General features: G+C 51.4%; 19 protein-coding genes and 1 pseudogene. 13 read left to right on the top strand and 7 right to left on the bottom strand.

Annotated elements, in window-relative coordinates; genetic code table 11:
* Positions 1–8 precede the first annotated feature (8 nt).
* From rlmH to ACZ41M_RS03830, 4 genes are read left to right on the top strand one after another with little or no spacing between them, the layout of a single operon-like run.
* On the top strand, positions 9–479 hold the full coding sequence (rlmH, locus tag ACZ41M_RS03845; RefSeq protein ID WP_464732124.1) for a 23S rRNA (pseudouridine(1915)-N(3))-methyltransferase RlmH: 471 nt from the start codon (positions 9–11) through the stop codon (positions 477–479).
* Positions 480–513: 34 nt separating this feature from the next.
* Positions 514–1137, top strand: coding sequence for a Maf family protein (locus tag ACZ41M_RS03840; protein ID WP_464730235.1), 624 nt, complete (start codon positions 514–516; stop codon positions 1135–1137).
* Between the two features lie 56 nt (positions 1138–1193).
* Positions 1194–2669, top strand: coding sequence for an Rne/Rng family ribonuclease (locus ACZ41M_RS03835; protein ID WP_464732125.1), 1476 nt, complete (start codon positions 1194–1196; stop codon positions 2667–2669).
* Positions 2670–2690: 21 nt separating this feature from the next.
* Positions 2691–3242 (top strand): hypothetical protein, encoded by a 552-nt coding sequence (locus ACZ41M_RS03830; RefSeq protein WP_464730236.1) that lies wholly within the window; start codon positions 2691–2693, stop codon positions 3240–3242.
* A gap of 32 nt (positions 3243–3274) precedes the next feature.
* On the opposite strand, the gene ygiD is transcribed toward ACZ41M_RS03830, so the two are convergent.
* The 4 genes from ygiD to ACZ41M_RS03810 form a co-directional block, all read right to left on the bottom strand.
* On the bottom strand, positions 3275–4120 hold the full coding sequence (gene ygiD / locus ACZ41M_RS03825) for a 4,5-DOPA-extradiol-dioxygenase (protein ID WP_464730237.1): 846 nt from the start codon (positions 4118–4120) through the stop codon (positions 3275–3277).
* 97 nt (positions 4121–4217) lie between these two features.
* Positions 4218–4532: a MoaF-related domain-containing protein gene (locus ACZ41M_RS03820; protein ID WP_464730238.1), complete on the bottom strand. Its 315-nt coding sequence runs from the start codon at positions 4530–4532 to the stop codon at positions 4218–4220.
* A gap of 14 nt (positions 4533–4546) precedes the next feature.
* Positions 4547–5158, bottom strand: coding sequence for an FMN-dependent NADH-azoreductase (locus ACZ41M_RS03815; protein ID WP_464730239.1), 612 nt, complete (start codon positions 5156–5158; stop codon positions 4547–4549).
* A 40-nt stretch (positions 5159–5198) separates the two neighbouring features.
* Entirely contained in the window at positions 5199–5594 is a 396-nt protein-coding gene (locus ACZ41M_RS03810) for a DoxX family protein (protein WP_464730240.1), read from the bottom strand.
* Between the two features lie 160 nt (positions 5595–5754).
* Between ACZ41M_RS03810 and ACZ41M_RS03805 the strand changes: the two are divergent.
* Both ACZ41M_RS03805 and ACZ41M_RS03800 read left to right on the top strand, forming a co-directional pair.
* A pseudogene (locus tag ACZ41M_RS03805) lies at positions 5755–6609 on the top strand (LysR family transcriptional regulator).
* Positions 6610–6616: 7 nt separating this feature from the next.
* A complete protein-coding gene (locus ACZ41M_RS03800) occupies positions 6617–7177 on the top strand; it encodes a uracil-DNA glycosylase (protein WP_464730241.1) in 561 nt (186 codons plus the stop codon).
* A gap of 69 nt (positions 7178–7246) precedes the next feature.
* Here ACZ41M_RS03800 and ACZ41M_RS03795 read toward each other — a convergent pair whose 3' ends face one another.
* Both ACZ41M_RS03795 and ACZ41M_RS03790 read right to left on the bottom strand, forming a co-directional pair.
* Positions 7247–8044: a thymidylate synthase gene (locus ACZ41M_RS03795; RefSeq protein ID WP_464730242.1), complete on the bottom strand. Its 798-nt coding sequence runs from the start codon at positions 8042–8044 to the stop codon at positions 7247–7249.
* A gap of 20 nt (positions 8045–8064) precedes the next feature.
* Positions 8065–8895 (bottom strand): acyl-CoA thioesterase, encoded by an 831-nt coding sequence (locus ACZ41M_RS03790; protein ID WP_464730243.1) that lies wholly within the window; start codon positions 8893–8895, stop codon positions 8065–8067.
* Between the two features lie 150 nt (positions 8896–9045).
* Here ACZ41M_RS03790 and purB point away from each other — a divergent pair, with 150 nt between their 5' ends.
* Together purB and ACZ41M_RS03780 are read left to right on the top strand one after the other, a co-directional pair.
* On the top strand, positions 9046–10410 hold the full coding sequence (purB, locus tag ACZ41M_RS03785) for an adenylosuccinate lyase (RefSeq protein WP_464730244.1): 1365 nt from the start codon (positions 9046–9048) through the stop codon (positions 10408–10410).
* A 100-nt stretch (positions 10411–10510) separates the two neighbouring features.
* A complete protein-coding gene (locus tag ACZ41M_RS03780; RefSeq protein WP_464730245.1) occupies positions 10511–11026 on the top strand; it encodes a cytochrome b in 516 nt (171 codons plus the stop codon).
* A 70-nt stretch (positions 11027–11096) separates the two neighbouring features.
* Here ACZ41M_RS03780 and ACZ41M_RS03775 read toward each other — a convergent pair whose 3' ends face one another.
* The gene (locus tag ACZ41M_RS03775; RefSeq protein WP_464730246.1) at positions 11097–12251 is read right to left on the bottom strand and encodes a methyltransferase; all 1155 of its coding nucleotides are present in this window, start codon (positions 12249–12251) and stop codon (positions 11097–11099) included.
* A gap of 130 nt (positions 12252–12381) precedes the next feature.
* Between ACZ41M_RS03775 and ACZ41M_RS03770 the strand changes: the two genes are divergently transcribed.
* The 5 genes from ACZ41M_RS03770 to nrdA all read left to right on the top strand — a co-directional run bounded on the left by ACZ41M_RS03770 (position 12382) and on the right by nrdA (position 18283).
* Positions 12382–13506 (top strand): NAD(P) transhydrogenase subunit alpha, encoded by a 1125-nt coding sequence (locus ACZ41M_RS03770; protein ID WP_464730247.1) that lies wholly within the window; start codon positions 12382–12384, stop codon positions 13504–13506.
* Between the two features lie 2 nt (positions 13507–13508).
* Positions 13509–13817: an NAD(P) transhydrogenase subunit alpha part 2 gene (locus ACZ41M_RS03765; protein ID WP_464730248.1), complete on the top strand. Its 309-nt coding sequence runs from the start codon at positions 13509–13511 to the stop codon at positions 13815–13817.
* Positions 13814–15187: an NAD(P)(+) transhydrogenase (Re/Si-specific) subunit beta gene (locus ACZ41M_RS03760; RefSeq protein ID WP_464730249.1), complete on the top strand. Its 1374-nt coding sequence runs from the start codon at positions 13814–13816 to the stop codon at positions 15185–15187. The genes ACZ41M_RS03765 and ACZ41M_RS03760 overlap by 4 nt, the downstream gene beginning before the upstream one ends.
* Before the next feature lie 141 nt (positions 15188–15328).
* Positions 15329–15532, top strand: a complete 204-nt coding sequence (locus ACZ41M_RS03755; protein WP_464730250.1) for a DUF3126 family protein — start codon at positions 15329–15331, stop codon at positions 15530–15532.
* A 468-nt stretch (positions 15533–16000) separates the two neighbouring features.
* The gene (gene nrdA / locus ACZ41M_RS03750) at positions 16001–18283 is read left to right on the top strand and encodes a class 1a ribonucleoside-diphosphate reductase subunit alpha (protein ID WP_464730251.1); all 2283 of its coding nucleotides are present in this window, start codon (positions 16001–16003) and stop codon (positions 18281–18283) included.
* The last annotated feature ends 46 nt before the right edge of the window (positions 18284–18329 follow it).

Below are 18329 nucleotides of genomic sequence, written 5' to 3'. Positions count from 1 at the left end.
GCGTCATGCTGACCATCACACTGATTTCCGTCAGCCACAAACAGCCGTCGTGGGTACTTGAGGCGTTTGACGAATATGCCAAACGCTTACCCGCACGCGAAATCAAGCTCGAATGCAAGGAACTCAAACCTGAAGCGCGTGAGGGCAAAACCGTCGCGCAGGCGATGGCTTTGGAGGCAGTGAAAATCCAAGCGGCGATACCGAAAGGTGCGCTGGTTTTGGCTTTGGATGAGCGCGGTCAGGATTTGACCAGCATGGGTTTGGCAAAAAAATTGCAGCACTGGCAAACCGAGCACCATCATGTGGTGTTTATCATCGGCGGTGCAGATGGCTTGGAGCCAGCGTTCAAAGCACAATGCGACGGTTTGATTCGCCTGTCCAGTCTGACTTTGCCACATGGTATGGTGCGCGTCTTGTTCGCTGAGCAACTGTATCGTGCATACACCATCAATATCAATCATCCCTACCATCGCGCGTGATGCGCTGTTTGTATCTACTTTCTGAGGATTGGCGATGAATCCCTTTCATTTTCCCGCCATTGTTTTGGCGTCGCAAAGTCCGCGTCGAGCAGAATTGTTGCGGCAAATCGGCGTACCGTTTGAGGTGGTTTTGCCTTTAGATCCACATGCCGCAGAGACTTTGGAAGCGGTGTTGCCGAATGAAGTTCCGCTCAGTTATGTGCAGCGGGTGTGCCGTGCCAAGGCGGAAATGATGCGTCAACAGATCGCTGAGCTGGGTTCGTCCGAGCAGCAAAGCCGTCCGATTTTGTGCGCAGACACCACGGTGGCATTTGGCAATGAGATTTTGGGTAAACCGGTCGATGCACAGGAGGTGCGGGTGATGCTGGGGCGACTGTCTGGCCAAACGCATCAGGTGCATACGGCGGTGGCGATTGCATGGCAGGGCGCGATGATCGAGCAGGTGGTGAGCAGTGATGTGAGCTTTCGTCCGATCACGCCTGAGGAGATTGAAGCGTATATTGAGAGTGGTGAGCCGTTTGGCAAAGCCGGTGCGTATGCGATTCAGGGTTTTGCCGCGTGTTTTGTGGCGCACTTGCGCGGTAGCTTTTCTGCGGTCAAGGGTTTACCGATTTTTGAGGTCGCACAGATGCTCAGAGCGTTGCAAAATCAGGCATAATCATGCTCAAGTTGTATCATTACATAAACAATAATTAAAAAGCACACACCATGAGCATCAAACAAGACATTTTGATCAATACCTGCGACGCGGAAACGCGCGTGGCGCTGCTGGAAAACCGCCGGGTTGAGGAAATTTTCATTGAGCGACAAAGCAGTTTGGGCTTGGTCGGCAATATTTATCTGGGTAAAGTCGTTCGCGTTCTGCCCGGTATGCAGTCTGCATTCATCGAAATCGGCTTGGAGCGTACCGCGTTTTTACACGTGGCGGACATGGCGATTGCCACGCACAGCCCGACCGCGAGCCAGACGACGGTGAATCAGTTACCACCGATTGAGACGCAGTTATTCGACGGACAAACGGTTTTGGTACAGGTTATCAAAGACCCGATTGGCACGAAGGGCGCGCGCTTGTCTACCAAAATCAGCATTGCCGGTCGCCTGCTGGTGTATTTGCCCAAAGAAGAAGGCATCGGCGTGACACAAAAAGTGGACAGCGACGAAGAACGCATTGAGCTGAAAAATCGGATGATCGAGCTATTGGGTGACAATCCCGATGGCGGCTACATCATTCGCACAGCGGCTTTGGATGCGGCTGTTGAAGAATGGCAAAACGACATCAATTACCTCAAACGCACATGGCAGGAAATCAACGAACAAAAGCGCAAGCGCTCCGCGCCGACGCTAATTCACCGCGATTTGACGCTGGCGCAGCGGGTGTTGCGCGACATGGTGACGCAGGATACGCAAAGCGTAATTTGTGATAATGCCGACACCTTGCAGCAGTTGCAAGCGTTTGCACAGACCTATATGCCGTCGGTTTTGCCTCGCTTAAAATTGGCGCCGGTTGAGCGTCCTCTGTTTGATACCTACGAGGTAGAGGAGGAAATCAACCGCTCCTTACAACACCGAGTGGATTTGAAATCCGGCGGCTACCTCATCATCGAGCAGACCGAAGCGATGACCACGATCGATGTAAATACCGGTAGCTACGTCTCGGGCCGCAACTTTGCCGACACCATTTTGAAAACCAATTTAGAGGCAGCCAAAGAAATTGTGCATCAGGTGCGTCTGCGTAATTTGGGCGGGATCATTATTCTCGACTTTATCGACATGATGGATGCGGGGCACAATGACCATGTGATGCGCGTACTGCAAGAGGAGTTTTCTCGTGACCGCACGCGTATTGCGGTTCACCCGTTTTCCCCGCTCGGTTTGGTCGAAGTCACGCGCAAACGCACGCGTGAATCATTGGCACAACTGCTGTGTGAGCCGTGCCCGATGTGTCAGGGCAAGGGTATCATCAAAACCACGCGCACCGTGTGCTACGATGTGCTGCGCGAAATTCGCCGCGAGGCGTGTCAATTCAATGCCAGCGCGTTTCGCGTGGTGGCGCATCCCGATGTGATTGACATGCTGCTTGATGAAGTGGCACCGCACTTGGCGGCCTTGTCCAGTCAGATTGGCAAACCGATTTCGCTTCAGGCGCAAAGTATGTTTTTCCAAGAGCAGTACGATATTATTCTGATGTGATTTCATAGAACAGGTTATCAGATGGCGTTCGCTATAGGGAAATTGTTTAACAAAAGACGTGATTATGAATTTGTCTTGATTGCATTACCTATTTTATATACCTTGCTGATGTCTTTCTTTTTCAAGCCTGAATGGGCCGATAGCGAATGGGCTGTGTCATTGATTGATCGAGTGGCCGCAGTTGTTCCAGTCATGAGGAATATCAAAAATTATTTACCGGCCTATTCTAACTACCTTGGTATTTTTTATGCGGGCTGCTGGCTATTTGCTCCGCTGGCTTTGGTGGTCGGGTGGCATATGGAAAAATATCTGAACCCTCAAAATAGCATCGTTAATACAAGCTTATGGGCAGAAGCCGATCCATCGAATTTATTTAAATATATCATTGGCTTAGGTATATTAATTTTTTTATTCTGTATGCCCATTCAGCCTAATATGAATGATTGGCGTCAAAACGCATTGAGCGGCGGATTGATGGGTAGAGCCTTTAACGCATTCATTTTTATGGCTACTCCGGCATATGCTATGATTTTCACCAAGAAAATTATTAAAATTATTCTACTCAGGGAATAAAAAACTGAGCAAATAGCTTGCTCAGTTTTGATTTATAAACCCAACGCCACCGAAGTCATGGTCAATGAACCTTGCACGGGTTTATCATTGAAAATCAGTACGTTGTCTGATTTTTCCTGCAAAGCCAGCGTGTACAGCAGTGGCAAATAGTGTTCCGCTGTCGGGATGGAGAGCTTGAATCCTTCACCGTTGTTACGAAAATCGATCAGATAGGGATGATTGCCGCTCATGATTGCGTCTTTAACCTTTTGATCGGTCTCCAGCGCCCAATCAAAACCGAAGGCTTCGGTTTCGTCGCGGTTCCATTCGAGCAGACGCAAGTTGTGCACGATGTTGCCGCTGCCCACGATCAGCACGCCTTTGCGGCGCAAAATCGCCAGTTCTTTGGCCAAATCGTAATGCGCCTGCGGGCTTTTGAAATGATCCAAACTCAATTGCACCACGGGAATATCGGCGTTCGGGTACAGATGACGAATCACCGACCATGTGCCATGATCCAAGCCCCATTCGTCCTCGTCCAAACCGACTGGGGCGCTGCGGATGAGCTGTTGCGTCGCTTGAGCCAAAGCGGGGCTGCCGGGCGCAGGGTATTGCACGTCAAACAGCGCCTGCGGAAAGCCGCCAAAATCGTGGATGGTACGCGGATTGGGCATGGCGGTGAGCCATGTGCCGCGCGTTTCCCAGTGCGCGGAGATGCACAAAATGGCGTGCGGCTTGGGTATTTTGCCTGCGAGCGCGCCAATCGCACGACCGAATTCGGTGTCGGTGATGGCGTACATCGGACTGCCGTGGCCTAAGAACAGTACAGGCATTGGCTCGCTGTTGGGAAACTGCTTGAGTAATTCAAGCGCTTGCGCATTCAAAACGTGTGTGTTCATGGTATTTCCTGAAAAAGCCCAAGGAGTCGAACTGAGGGCAAAAAGCCCCAACAAATGTTGGGCAAACGAGCGGCGATTCACGCTGCGGTGATGTTGCTTATGCAGCTACTCGCGTCACCGAGCCATTCAATACAATGCGCTCATCGCCGATCAGTAAAACGGCATGGACGGTCAGGGCGGTGAAATCCACCACCTGAGTAACCACTAAGCCGTCCGCCTCGGTCCAACTGAGAAAATGTACGTCGGGTCGGATAACGAGGCGCGTGATGGTTTCATCCGCCGAGCGACCTTTTTCCTCACCGGTGATGCATTCCCAATGCAATGCGTTGTCACTGTCAAAACGCACGGCGTATTCGGTTTCGCCGCCATTGTAGTGGTAAATAAATGAACCCAAATGCTGCTTGCTATTCATGATCACTCCTTTGATTAACTATTGGCCACGATCTGGGCAATGCGCTCATGCGTTTTGGCAAAAGCGGCTTTCGCGTGCTCTTCGCCCATGGCAAAGCCTTCGGTGTGAATCAGCTCCAGATTGTTCACGCCGACAAAGCCAAAGACCTGTTTCAGCCAAGCGCTGAGGTAGTCGGTTTCGGGATTGTTGCTGTAATAACCCGCGCTGGCGACGAAGCCATACACCGGCGTGTCGTGCGGCAACAATCCTTCGGGGCCGTTCGCACCGTATTGGAAGGTGATGCGTGGACGGGCAATGTAATCGATGTACGCTTTGAGTGTCGCTGGTACGTGGAAGTTGTAACGCGGAATCCCAATGGCGATGGCGTCAGCAGATTTGATTTCCTCAATCAGCGTGTTGGCCAATTGATCTGCTTGCGCTTGATTGGCAGACTCGGTCACGCCGGCGCGAATCGCACTTACGGTTTCGGGTGTCAAAGCGGGAATGGGGTTCTGTGCCAAATCACGCTCGAGTACGTTCAGATTCGGATGCTTCGCACGCAATTGCGTGAGGAATGCGTCCAGCATTTGATTGGAAACGCTGTTCTCGCCATTAACCGAGCTGCGGATAACTAAGAGGTTGTTCATGTAAATCTCCTTTTAAATCAGTTGTTTGTAATGTTGTCGGTTATTTTGAAGTGCGGTTGTCGATGGACCATGCGCCTGCACCGGCAAACACCAAAAACAAAAAGATAAAGCAGAATAATACGGCAGACTCACCTTGATTTAACAAAGGCAGTAAAACGTTATCGGCTTTCGCATGCGCCATGAAATACGCCACCGCCATTTGACCGGACAATAAAAACGCGACCGGACGCGTGAACCAACCCAGAATCAGCAAAAGACCGCCAACGATTTCCAAAATACCGGCCAAACCCATCAGCGACATCAACTGCAAACCATCAAACATCGCGACGTGCGGCACGCCCAATAATTTCGCCGTGCCATGTAGCAAAAAGGTGTAACCGGCGACGATGCGCAGCGCGGCCAAAGCATAAGGTTGATATTTATTCAAAGCATTCATTGTCAAACTCCCATAAAAAATTCGTTGTCGTTCATCATTTATCAAACATTAATCCGAGTAAAACACTCGGAATGGAAGTATTATAGAAGCGATTATTTAGGAAAACGATAGTGATTTTATTGATATAATTTTTCCTAATAGTTAATAATGGAAAGCCAAAATGGATACGCTTAAAAGCATGATGGTGTTTCGCGCGGTGGTTGAACAGGGGAGTTTTACCAAAGCAGCCGAGCATTTGAATATGTCGGTCGCCATGACCAGCAAACATTTACATCATCTCGAACAATACATACAGGCGAAATTACTCAATCGCAATAATCGGCGGCAAAGCCTCACCGAAATCGGTCAGAGCTACTACGCCGAGTGCTGTCATGCGCTCGATACGCTCGCCACCGCCCGCACCGTTGCGCAGCAAGGCACGGTCAAACCACAGGGCAAACTGCGCATCATCGCGCCGCTGTGGTTCGCAACGCCATACTTTGCACGACTGCTGGCAGAGTTTCAGGCGCAGTACCCGCTGATTCAACTTTCCTTGGATTTGGAAAATCGCTTCACCGATCTGATCGCGCAGGGCTACGATTTGGCTTTGCGCGTGGTGGGTACGCCGTAGGAAAACCTCATCGTCAAACCTCTGACCGAAATTCCCTTTTACTACGTTGCCAGCCCTGCGTATCTGGCGCAGCACGGCACACCGCGCAGCGAGGCCGAATTGACGACGCATCAAGGCGTATTGCCCAACTACACCCAGCTGGGTGTGCCATTGCTTGCGAACCACGACAGCAACAATACCGTGATGCTCGCGGAAATGATCAAAGTGGGCATGGGCATTGGCGCGCTGCCAAAATGGCTGGTGGACGATGCCGTGGCGCGGGGTGAGTTGGTACCGCTGTTTCCCTTGGACAAACCCTCGCCGATACTGTATGCGGCCTATATGAACCGCGCCTTTCTCAGCGTGAAAATTCGCTGTTTTATCGACTTTTTGAGCGAACGTTTGAATCAGATTAACATGGGTTAGGACAATGATGGATGCACTCAAAGAAGCGTTGACACAACGATTCCGGCAGCCATTGGCTTGGGGCAGCGGCAATACTAAAAATGGTATTGTCCTGATCGCAGATGCGCCCGGGATGAATGAAGCCGAAACAGGCAAAGCATTTATCGGTGCCAGCGGTAAATTTTTGGACGAATTGCTGGTATCGGTGAATTTGGGTCGAGAGGATATTTACCTCACCAATGTGGTCAAGTTTCGTCCGTCCAATCGCGACCCGAATAAGGTTGAAATTGCGGCATTTTGGCCGTATTTACTGAGCGAACTTCAGATGCTCCAACCCAAAGTGGTGGTGACGCTCGGACGCATAGGTCTCAACTGCTTTTTACCCGAGTTCAAAATCAGCCAAGTACACGGACAGCCATTCAAAATGACGCTTGAAGGCATCAACTTTATGCTGCTGCCGTTATACCATCCCGCCGCCGCACTGCACAATGGGCATATGCGACCGATATTGAAAGAAGATTTTTTGGTGTTGGGTGCTATAATTGAAACGCTATTTGATGATTCATTTGCATTTGGAATGATGGTCTAACGCCCGAGTTACCAAAAAAGCCGCAGTGATTGCGGCTTTTTGCTTTTGGTATATTGAACCGTTTCGCTTTTAGACAGCGACCTGGGCGCGAATCGGTGCGTGGCTTTGGTAGTTCACAATTTCAAAATCGTCAAATTCGTAGTCAAAAATCGAATCGGGTTTGCGCTTGATTTGGAGCTGAGGCAAAGGCAAAGGTTCGCGTGCCAATTGGGTTTGCACTTGTTCAAAGTGGTTGCTGTACAGGTGACAGTCACCGCCCGTCCAGATGAATTCTTTGGCGACCAATCCGCATTGCTGTGCCAGCATGTGCGTGAGTAGGGCGTAGGAGGCGATGTTAAACGGTACGCCGAGGAAAATATCGGCGCTGCGCTGGTACAACTGGCACGACAGTTCGCCGTTGGCGACATAAAATTGGAAAAACGCATGACACGGTGGCAAAGCCATGTGCGGGATGTCGGCGACGTTCCACGCCGAGACAATGATGCGGCGTGAATCGGGGTTGTTTTTGAGCTGATCGACGACTTGTGCCAATTGGTCGATTGTGCCGCCATTGTGATGGTCAGGCCATGAGCGCCATTGGTGGCCATAAATCGGGCCGAGCGAGCCGTCTTCGCGCGCCCATTCGTTCCAGATGCTCACGCCGCGCTCGGTCAGCCAGTGGTTGTTGGTGTTGCCTTGGATAAACCACAGCAGCTCGTAAATGATGGATTTCAAATGTACTTTTTTGGTGGTGACCAGCGGAAAGCCTTCGGTCAGATCAAAGCGCATTTGATGGCCAAACACCGAGCGTGTGCCGGTTCCGGTGCGATCGGTTTTGTCGGTGCCGTGCTCGTACACATGGCGCATGAGGTCTAAATATTGTTTCATCGTTTTATCTCAATTTAGTTTTAATCAAACACCGCCACAGTTTGGCTGCTGACCATCAGCAGCTCACCTGACGCGTTCCAAATGTGCGCTTGCGTTTGCCCGTAGCCATTGGCGGCATGCGCGACGTCCGCGCGATACAGCATCCAGTCGTTTTGGAACAAGGGCAGCGGCTGAACAAACTGCGCAAACCACGTCATGCTGGAGGCGGGAGCAGGCTTTTTAATCAGTGGCAAAATGGCCGGTGGCCACGCATCCAGCAGCGTGACGTAATGCGCTTCGGACAAAATGGCGGCGCTGCCATCGTCTGTGTCATCATGCGCGCCATCAAAATCTTTGTAACGCCACCAGCCGCCCATCTCGCGCGTGCCTTCGCCAAAATAAGGCAAACCGCCAAAAACCCAACGCATATCGAAATGCTGAACAAAGTTGGGAATGACATTCGGAATGAACGGCATAGAGGGCAACTCATCGGGTGCGGTGGTCGCAGGCGCGGGCAGGGCAGGCATGTGCGCGGCGGACTCGCGCAACAGACCAAACGAGGCGATCAACACGGTTTGTGCGACTTGGTTTTGAATAATACGCGCCTGCATTTGCACCGCGTTTTTACCGCTGCGCAGCAGTTCGGTTTCGATCATAAACGGCTCACCGGTGGCGATCGGTCCGACAAAGGTGCAGGAGATGGACAGTAGAACGCGCTCCACCGGCACATCGCGGCGCATTGCGGCGAGCAGCATGCCTGCGATTAACCCGCCAAAGCTGGCGCGGCCTTGCGCCCAGTCATCGGGCAAGGTGTAGGTCGTATCGGCGTTGCCGTGGTAGGCTTGGCGCAAATAATGCTGTGCGTTGTTCATCCATATCCTTTTTTAATATCCAGCAAGATCAAGGGCGAATTATAGCCAATTCGATTCATTTTTAGGGCGTTGTGCGCACAAGTTCTGGGTTTTATCGCTTAAAAAGGTTAAAATGCCGGCATTCATTTTTAAATTAAGAGGAATCACATCATGTCCGCTTTATATGCCATTTCCCCGATTGACGGTCGCTACGCTGCCAAGGTCAACGCGCTGCGCCCGATTATGTCCGAGGCTGGCTTGCTGCACCATCGTGTTCAGGTCGAGGTCGCTTGGATCATTGCCTTGTCACGCGCAGGTTTTGCCGAATTGCCTGCATTCTCTGATGCGGCGGTGGCATATTTGAACAGTATTGTGACCAATTTCGGTGAAGTCGATGCACAGGCGATCAAGGACATTGAAAAAACCACCAATCACGACGTGAAAGCGGTGGAATATTACCTCAAAGACAAAATGACCGCGTTTGGCAATGAATTGAAAGCCGCCGCCGAGTTCGTGCATTTTGCCTGCACCTCGGAGGATATCAATAATACCTCGCACGGCTTGATGCTGAAAAAAGCCCGTGCGGAAGTGCTTTTGCCGCAAATGGATGCGCTGATTGCGCGATTCAAACAGCTTGCGCACGAATTGGCCGAGCAGCCGATGCTCTCGCGCACGCATGGTCAACCAGCGTCGCCCACCACGGTGGGTAAGGAAATGGCGAACATCGCCTATCGCCTGCAACGCACGCGTGACTCATTCGCCGAGGTTGCATTATTGGCGAAAATGAATGGCGCAGTTGGTAACTACAACGCGCATTTTTCCGCCTATCCGAATCACGACTGGGTGGCTTTTTCCACCGCTGTGATCGAAAACGATTTGGGTTTGACCTACAATCCGTACACCATTCAGATTGAGCCGCATGATTATATGGCGCAATATTTCGACGCATTGGCGCGGTTTAACACCATTTTGATCGACGCGAATCGCGATATCTGGGGCTATATTTCACTGGGCTTTTTCAAGCAAAAAACCAAAGCGGGCGAAATCGGCTCATCGACCATGCCGCATAAAGTCAATCCGATTGACTTTGAAAACTCGGAAGGTAATTTGGGTTTGGCCAATGCCTTGTTGCGCCATCTGTCCGAAAAACTGCCGATTTCGCGCTGGCAGCGTGATTTGACCGATTCGACCGTGCTGCGCAATATGGGCGTGGGTTTGGGTTATGCACTGATCGCGTATGATGCGTGTCTGCGCGGTTTGGGTAAACTGGAATTGAACGCGGACACATTGAACACGGATTTGGACACGACTTGGGAAGTGTTGGCCGAGCCGATTCAGACCGTGATGCGCCGCTATGGTATTGAAAATCCGTATGAGCAGCTCAAAGAGTTGACCCGTGGCAAGGGCATTACCCGCGAGGCATTGCAAGAGTTCATCCAAAATCTCGCCATTCCCGAAGACGAAAAAACGCGTTTGTTGCAATTGACACCGGCGAACTATATCGGGATCGCGGCGCAGTTGGCGCGTCAAGTATAAGTCACATACGCAGAACAAGGCGAAGAATGCTCGGAACAAATTCGGGTATAATTCGCCACTTTCAAAACGTACGCTTCGCACAATATCTTTAGGAGAGGTTATGAACACCAAGCAAAAATATCCGATGTCAATGATTGTTTTTCATGCATTGTTGGCTGTATTGATGATCGCTACCTTGGTCGTCGGCTGGATGATGGGCGATAATCGCGGCTTGATGCCGTTGCACAAATCATTGGGCGCATTGGTCTTTATTTTCGGTATTGTGCGTATTATCAATCGCATGCGCAATATGGGCAAAATTCCACCATCGGTAAATCATGGCGCTTTGCATTGGGTCGAAAAGTCCGTTCATGGCTTGTTGATGGTTGTGATGCTTGCCATGCCATTTGTCGGCTGGCTGATCAGCAATGCCAAAGGTTTCCCGGTGAGCGTGTTTGGTCTGTTTAATCTGCCTACACTGATCCAAAAAAACGAGCCGTTGGCGCATACCTTGGGTGAAATGCACGAAACAGGCGCGGCGGTTTTTGTGATTTTGCTGGTATTGCATGTGGTCGGTGCGGTATATCATAAAATCAAAACCAAAGATGATGTACTCTCGCGTATGTCACCATTTTGATGGATGCGTTGTTCTTGATTCAAAAAAAGCCACCGGATTAGGTGGCTTTTTTGTGTCTATTTGTCATTTTTTACGCTTTGCGCAAACACCACAACGAAGTAACTTCCTGCGCGCGCGCGACGTGCAGTGGGTCACTTGTATCGAAGGCTTTGCCGTGTTTCGGGCGAATATCAAGCCGCTGTACCAAGGTTAAACCATGCTGTGCGATCAATTGTGGGATTTCATCCGACTGGCGCAGTCCGAGATGCTCGGCCAAATCAGACATGATGAGCCATGCTTGACCGTGTTCGCTCAAGTGCTGTGCTACGCCGGACAAAAAGCCTTTGAGCATCGCGCCTCCCGCGTCAAATATCGCATGCTCCACTGGCGAGCTGGCTTTGGCGGGTAGCCACGGTGGGTTGCAGACGATCAAATCCGCATGGGTATTAGGCACATCAAGTGTATCGGGAAACAGGTTGGCCTTTTGTATTTGAATCTGTCGCGTGTAGCCCAATCGCTCGATATTCTCACGAGCGCAGCGCAAAGCGCGCTCATCGGTATCGGTCGCAGTGATATTGGGGATACCGCGTTTGGCTAAAATGGCCGCAATCACACCGGTTCCAGTGCCGATGTCCCACGCGGTGGTGCAGTTGGGCGGTAATTCGGCCTGAATGAGCAGCTCCAGATATTCACCGCGTATCGGTGAAAAAACGCCGTAGTGCGGGTGGATGTGTGCGTTCAACGCAGGGATCAACACGCCTTTTTTGCGCCATTCATGAGCGGCGATGAGTGCCTGCAATTGGCGCAACGACAATACGTATGGCTCGGTTTGCTCACCCAATACTTCAGCACAGGCTTGTGCGACATCGGGTGCGCGGCGTAGGTCAATCCGATGGTCGGCTTGGACTGGAATCAGGATGGCGTTCAGTATATATGCGCGCTGTGCTTGCGCCATGCGATGGCGATGAAACTGCTCCAATGGCGTTGCTGCGGGTACGACTTTTTTCGCCGACTTTTTCGGTTTGTCTATACGGCGCATGAGCGCTTGTAACAAATGCCGCGCATTTTGAAAATCACCGCGCCAAAGCAGTCCGTGACCGGCGCTGGCGAGCCGATAGGCTTGATCGGCAGGCAGGGTGTCATCGGCCAAAGTGAGGTGTTTGGGTGGCGGATGGTTGGCTTCTGAAATCCAGCGGGCTTGGTACGGCACATCGTTTTCGTGCCAATGGAGGTAGTTTGTGTGCATGAGGCACTATAACATAAAGACTACTGTAAAAGATGCGCAGAAAAAGTGATGGGGATTGTGCGTGAATCGGTTTGTTTCGCGGGCTTGCGGTGGTAGAATAATGCTTTCGATCAAATAACGGAGTGTCATTATGCCAATCACGATTGCAGTGGGGCGCGAACACTTGGAAGGCGAGCATCGGGTGGCTTTGGTGCCTGAGACGGCCAAAAAGTTTTCCGCATTGGGCGCACAATTGCGCATGGAGCAAGGGGCAGGGTTGAACAGCCACTTTGTCGATGCGGATTATCTCAATACCGAGATGACCCAAGCGCAGGCCGAGGCCTACCAAAATGCGCAAATCATCATGCGCGTGACACCGCCGACGTTAGAGGAAATCGAGCAAATGCCGCACGGCGCAGTATTGATTGGCTTGCTCAAACCATACGAGAGCAAAGAGCGCTTGGCGGCGCTGAATGCACGCCAGATTACTGCGTTTGCCTTGGAACTATTGCCACGTATTTCACGCGCGCAAAGCATGGATGCGCTGTCGTCGCAGGGTGCGTGTTCGGGGTATCAATGCGCACTGATCGGTGCGTCGCACAGCGCCAAATTTTTCCCTATGCTGACCACAGCGGCAGGCACGATTCGTCCGGCGCGCGCATTGGTGATTGGCGCGGGTGTTGCCGGTTTGCAAGCGATTGCGACCTGTAAGCGTTTGGGCGCGATGGTGGATGCGTATGATGTGCGCTCGGCGGCAAAAGAGCAGGTCGAATCACTCGGCGCGAAATTCGTCGATACCGGCGTTTCAGCGGATGGTGCGGGTGGCTATGCGCGTGAATTGACCGAAGAGGAAAAAGCCCAGCAGGCCGAACGCCTTGCCAAAGCGGTTGCAACCGCCGATGTACTCATTACCACGGCGGCGATTCCGGGTAAAAAGGCGCCGCTCATCATCACCGAAGCGATGATCGCAGGCATGAAACAAGGCGCGGTGGTGGTCGATATGGCGGCCGAATCCGGCGGTAACTGCGCGCTGACGCAGGCTGGTCAAACCATTCAAGCACACAATGCGACCATCGTCGGGCCGGTGAATTTGCCGTCGCGTATGCCGACGCATGCCTCTGAGTTATACGCCAAAAATCTGTACAACTTCTTGTCACCGTTCATCAAAGACGGCGAGTTGAATATTGATTGGCAGGACGAAGTGATTGCCGGTTCGTTGTTGTGCAAAGACGGTGCGACCGTACACACCGGCGTCAAACAAGTTTTGGGAGAATAATCATGGATGGTATGCTCGCGATTTATATTTTTATGTTGGCTGCGTTTGTCGGCTACGAAATCATCAGTAAAGTACCGGTGATTTTGCACACGCCGCTGATGTCCGGCTCCAACTTCATTCACGGCGTGGTCGTGGTTGGGGCAATGATTGCCTTGGGTCATGCGGAAACGCCGCTGGAAATGGCGATTGGCTTTTTCGCAGTCGCATTAGGCGCGGCCAATGCAGCGGGCGGCTATGTGGTAACCGAGCGAATGCTCGCCATGTTTAAGAAAAAAGAGCCGTCTGATAACAAGACAGGGGGGCAATCATGAGCATTCCGTTTTATGTACAAGCGGCATGGTTTGCCGGTGCTTTGTTGTTTATTTTTGGTTTGAAGGGCATGAGCTCGCCCACCACCGCGCGTCGCGGGATTGTTTGGGCGGGTGTGGGCATGCTGCTGGCGATTTTCGGTACGTTTTTTGTGCCGCATCTGAACAATATTGGCTTGATGTTGCTGGCCTTGGTGGTTGGCGCGTCTGCCGCATGGATTTCCGGTAAAAAAGTACAAATGACCGATATGCCGCAGATGGTGGCGATTTACAACGGTATGGGTGGTGGCGCGGCGGCGGCCATTGCCGCGATTGAGTTTGCCAAAGGCGATGTACACAGCACCGGCACACTGATTTTGGCGGTATTGGGTGCGTTGATCGGTGCGGTGTCGTTCACCGGCTCATGCGTGGCGTTTGGCAAATTGCAAGGTTTGATCAAAAAAGCGCATCGCCTGCCCGCGCAAAATACCGTGAATGTCGCTTTGGCGGTGGCGGCGATTATGCTCGGTTTTATGATGGTCGCGTTTGCACCGGCTTCTGGCTGGCTGATCGTGCTGTTTTTCATCGTCGCGCTGGTCTTGGGTGTGGTGGTGACCATGCCGATTGGCGGCGCGGATATGCCAGTGGTGATTTCACTGTTTAACGCGTTTACCGGCTTGGCAGTGGGCTTTGAGGGTTATGTCTTGGGCAATCCGGCGCTGATCATCGCGGGTATCGTGGTCGGTGCTGCGGGTACGCTGTTGACCCAATTGATGGCCAAAGCGATGAACCGTCCGCTGGCGAACATCCTGTTTACGCCGATCACCGGCGAAGCGCAGGGCGGTCAGGCGATTGCAGGTTCGATGAAGGAGCTTTCGGCGATTGATGCCGCATCATTGATGCGTTATGGCAGCAAAGTCATCATTGTGCCGGGCTATGGCATGGCGGTGGCGCATGCGCAGCACAAAGTCTGGGAAATGGCGGGCTTGCTCGAAAAAGCGGGGGTAGAAGTCAAATTCGCCATTCATCCGGTCGCAGGACGTATGCCGGGGCACATGAATGTGCTGTTGGCCGAGGCGGGTGTACCGTATGACAAGATTTTTGATCTGGAAGAAATCAACGAAGAATTCGGCCAAGCCGACGTCGCCCTGATCATCGGCGCGAACGACGTGGTGAACCCAAGCGCACGTACCGACAAATCCAGCCCGATTTACGGCATGCCGATTTTGAACGCCGATTACGCGCAAAACGTGATTGTCATCAAGCGCGGCAAAGGCACGGGCTACTCCGGTATTGAAAACGCTTTGTTCTACACCGATAACTGTCGTATGTTGTACGGTGATGCACAGCCTATGGCCGGTGAAATCATTCAGAATCTGAAAGCTTTAGAATAGAATTGCAACTGATTGATTTTAAAATAAAAATGGGTGCGGCCTGGGCGTTGTGCCCATTTTTATTTGATGCCTGACAAAATCGGGTATCATTCAGGGTCGTACTTAAAACATCAAATATCTCAAACCCAATGGATCAATAAAATGGACAAAACAGAACTCATCAAACTGGAAAACTACCTCGTGAATCAATTCGGCTCGGATTTTCGCCTCAAATTGAGCAAAGCCAAAGACAGTGCCGAAGTGTATTTGCACGACGAATTCATCGCGACGATTTATAAAGACGAGGACGACGGGGAAATTTCTTACACCTTGACGATGTCGATTTTGGACATTGATCTGGATTAAGTGATCCTGAGCCAGTAAATATGCAGGGCTTGAGCAGTTCGCCTCAAAGTCAAGGGAAAAGCACCATTTTCGGCTAAAAAAATCCCTGCTTTCATGCTACAAGTGTGCTCAAATTTTTGATATGATGCACCCATCACATCCACGCGCGAATGCTTGAAAAACCCCTGATTGGATGTAGGGAACCGTGTGAAAATCACGGACTGTGGCGCAACTGTGAGGCACTGCTCGAGCGTTCCAAGTGCTAAAGTCAGATACCTACCGCGACGTGCTGATGTGCAGGCTTTCGAACCAAAAGCAGGCACATACCTTGAGTGAATCAATGTCTGTCATCTGCGTGCTTTCGTACAGCTTCGTGCGAGCATGTGAGCAGTCCTTGCATTCGCTGTATCCGTTACGCCATGCGCTTATAGGATTTAAAAGCTTTTATTTAACCGACGATTACAATTAATTTATAAAGGTTCACGCCCTATGAACACAGACAATATCCTGGTCACCAAACGAGACGGTCGCCAAGAACCCATTGATTTAGATAAAATCCACCGCGTCATTACTTGGGCGGCAGAAGGGCTGAACAACGTTTCGGTCTCGCAAGTGGAGCTCAAATCACGCATTCAGTTCTACAACGGCATTCGTACACAGGATATTCACGAAACCATCATCAAGGCTGCGGCGGATTTGATTTCGCCCGAATACCCGGATTATCAATACTTAGCAGCGCGTTTGGCGATTTTCCATTTGCGCAAAATCGCCTACGGTCAGTACGAGCCTCCGTCGCTATTCGATCATGTCAGCAAATTGACCCAAATGGGCAAATACGACGCGCATATTTTGGCGGACTACACACCGGAGGAGTTCGCCGAGTTAGATGCCGAGATTCAACACGAGCGTGATTTGAACTTTGCCTATGCGGCAGTGAAACAGCTCGAAGGTAAATACCTGTTGCAAGACCGCGTGACCAAGAGAGTCTACGAAAGTCCGCAATTTTTATACATGTTGGTGGCCATGTGCCTGTTTGCCAACTACCCGAAAGCGACGCGCCTGGACTACGCCAAGCGTTTTTACAACGCGGTTTCAACCTTCAAAATTTCCTTGCCGACGCCGATTATGTCCGGCGTGCGCACACCATCGCGTCAATTCAGCTCCTGCGTATTGATCGAATGTGATGACAGTTTGGACTCGATTAACGCGACTACCAGCGCGATTGTCAAATACGTGTCGCAACGCGCCGGTATCGGTATCAATGCCGGTCGCATTCGCGCACTCGGCAGCCCGATTCGCAGTGGCGAGGCACAGCACACCGGCTGTATTCCGTTCTACAAACTGTTCCAAACGGCGGTTAAATGCTGTTCGCAAGGCGGCGTGCGCGGTGGTGCGGCCACTTTGTTCTATCCGCTGTGGCATCTGGAAGTCGAATCGCTGCTGGTGCTGAAAAACAACCGAGGCGTAGAAGAAAATCGCGTGCGCCATATGGACTACGGCGTACAGTTGAACAAAACCATGTACCAACGTCTGATCAAAAACCAGGACATCACACTGTTTTCACCGCACGATGTGCCGGACTTGTACGAAGCATTCTTTGCCGATCAGGACGAATTCGAGCGCCTGTATGAGCAATACGAGCAGGACGAAACCATTCGTAAACAACGCATTCCAGCGGTTGATCTATTCGGCCTGATGATGCAAGAGCGCGCCGGTACAGGTCGCGTGTACATCCAAAACGTCGATCACTGCAACACCCACAGCCCGTTCAATCCGAAACTCGCACCGGTGCGTCAGTCGAATTTGTGCTTGGAAATCGCTTTGCCAACCAAGCCGCTGAATGACATCAATGACGAAGAGGGCGAAATCGCGCTGTGTACTTTGTCCGCGTTCAACTTGGGTGCGTTGGAAAATCTGGACGAGCTGGAAAACTTGGCCGATTTGATCATTCGTGCGCTGGACGCTTTACTGGATTACCAAGACTACCCAATCAAAGCAGCCTATATCGCCAGCATGAAGCGTCGTTCGCTCGGCGTGGGTGTGATTAACTTTGCCTACTATTTGGCGAAAAATGACGTGCGCTACTCGGATGATTCCGCGCTGGGCTTGACCCACCGCACATTTGAAGCCATTCAATACTACTTGCTCAAAGCCTCCAATCAGCTGGCGCGTGAGCAGGGCGCATGCGGAGCATTCAGCGAAACCACCTATGCGCAAGGCATTCTGCCGATTGACAGCTACAAAAAAGACGTCGATGGCATTTGCGCCGAGCCGCTGCACTACGACTGGGAAGGTTTGCGTCAAGCCATCGTCAAAGACGGTTTGCGCAACAGCACCGTGACCGCATTGATGCCGTCTGAGACCTCCAGCCAGATTGCCAATGCGACCAACGGCATTGAGCCGCCGCGTGGTTTGGTGACCGTCAAAGCTTCGAAAGACGGTGTGCTCAAGCAAGTCGTACCGGATTACGAGCAACTCAAATCCAAATATGAATTGCTCTGGCAAATGCCGAACAATCAGGGCTATCTGAAGTTGGTAGCGGTGATGCAAAAATTCGTCGATCAGTCGATTTCTGCGAATACCAACTACGATCCGCAGCGTTTCGAAGATGGCCGCGTGCCGATGAAACAATTGCTAACCGATCTGCTGATGGCCTACAAATACGGTTTGAAAACTTTGTACTATCACAACACCCGTGATGGTGCGGATGATGCGCAATTTGATGTTCAAGTCGCGGACGATGACTGTGCATCAGGCGCTTGTAAAATCTAATGTTTTGGTTTAAATATAGAATATAGCCTGTTGATTTAAAAATAAT

The sequence above is a fragment of the Puribacter membranae genome (assembly GCF_055380425.1).
The sequence above is the reverse complement of the archived record's forward strand: the minus strand, read 5'-3'. Positions and strand labels throughout refer to the sequence as shown.

What these genes read in the sequence shown, in the direction of transcription:
- nrdA (WP_464730251.1), top strand. Translation starts at nt 16,001, where the DNA reads ATGAACACAGACAATATCCTGGTCACCAAACGAGACGGTCGCCAAGAA.
- ACZ41M_RS03815 (WP_464730239.1), bottom strand. Translation starts at nt 5,158, where the DNA reads ATGAACAACCTCTTAGTTATCCGCAGCTCGGTTAATGGCGAGAACAGC.
- ACZ41M_RS03830 (WP_464730236.1), top strand. Translation starts at nt 2,691, where the DNA reads ATGGCGTTCGCTATAGGGAAATTGTTTAACAAAAGACGTGATTATGAA.
- ACZ41M_RS03840 (WP_464730235.1), top strand. Translation starts at nt 514, where the DNA reads ATGAATCCCTTTCATTTTCCCGCCATTGTTTTGGCGTCGCAAAGTCCG.
- ACZ41M_RS03755 (WP_464730250.1), top strand. Translation starts at nt 15,329, where the DNA reads ATGGACAAAACAGAACTCATCAAACTGGAAAACTACCTCGTGAATCAA.
- ACZ41M_RS03780 (WP_464730245.1), top strand. Translation starts at nt 10,511, where the DNA reads ATGAACACCAAGCAAAAATATCCGATGTCAATGATTGTTTTTCATGCA.
- ACZ41M_RS03790 (WP_464730243.1), bottom strand. Translation starts at nt 8,895, where the DNA reads ATGAACAACGCACAGCATTATTTGCGCCAAGCCTACCACGGCAACGCC.
- ACZ41M_RS03765 (WP_464730248.1), top strand. Translation starts at nt 13,509, where the DNA reads ATGGATGGTATGCTCGCGATTTATATTTTTATGTTGGCTGCGTTTGTC.
- ACZ41M_RS03775 (WP_464730246.1), bottom strand. Translation starts at nt 12,251, where the DNA reads ATGCACACAAACTACCTCCATTGGCACGAAAACGATGTGCCGTACCAA.
- ACZ41M_RS03760 (WP_464730249.1), top strand. Translation starts at nt 13,814, where the DNA reads ATGAGCATTCCGTTTTATGTACAAGCGGCATGGTTTGCCGGTGCTTTG.
- ACZ41M_RS03820 (WP_464730238.1), bottom strand. Translation starts at nt 4,532, where the DNA reads ATGAATAGCAAGCAGCATTTGGGTTCATTTATTTACCACTACAATGGC.
- ACZ41M_RS03810 (WP_464730240.1), bottom strand. Translation starts at nt 5,594, where the DNA reads ATGAATGCTTTGAATAAATATCAACCTTATGCTTTGGCCGCGCTGCGC.
- ACZ41M_RS03770 (WP_464730247.1), top strand. Translation starts at nt 12,382, where the DNA reads ATGCCAATCACGATTGCAGTGGGGCGCGAACACTTGGAAGGCGAGCAT.
- ACZ41M_RS03795 (WP_464730242.1), bottom strand. Translation starts at nt 8,044, where the DNA reads ATGAAACAATATTTAGACCTCATGCGCCATGTGTACGAGCACGGCACC.
- purB (WP_464730244.1), top strand. Translation starts at nt 9,046, where the DNA reads ATGTCCGCTTTATATGCCATTTCCCCGATTGACGGTCGCTACGCTGCC.
- ACZ41M_RS03800 (WP_464730241.1), top strand. Translation starts at nt 6,617, where the DNA reads ATGGATGCACTCAAAGAAGCGTTGACACAACGATTCCGGCAGCCATTG.
- ygiD (WP_464730237.1), bottom strand. Translation starts at nt 4,120, where the DNA reads ATGAACACACACGTTTTGAATGCGCAAGCGCTTGAATTACTCAAGCAG.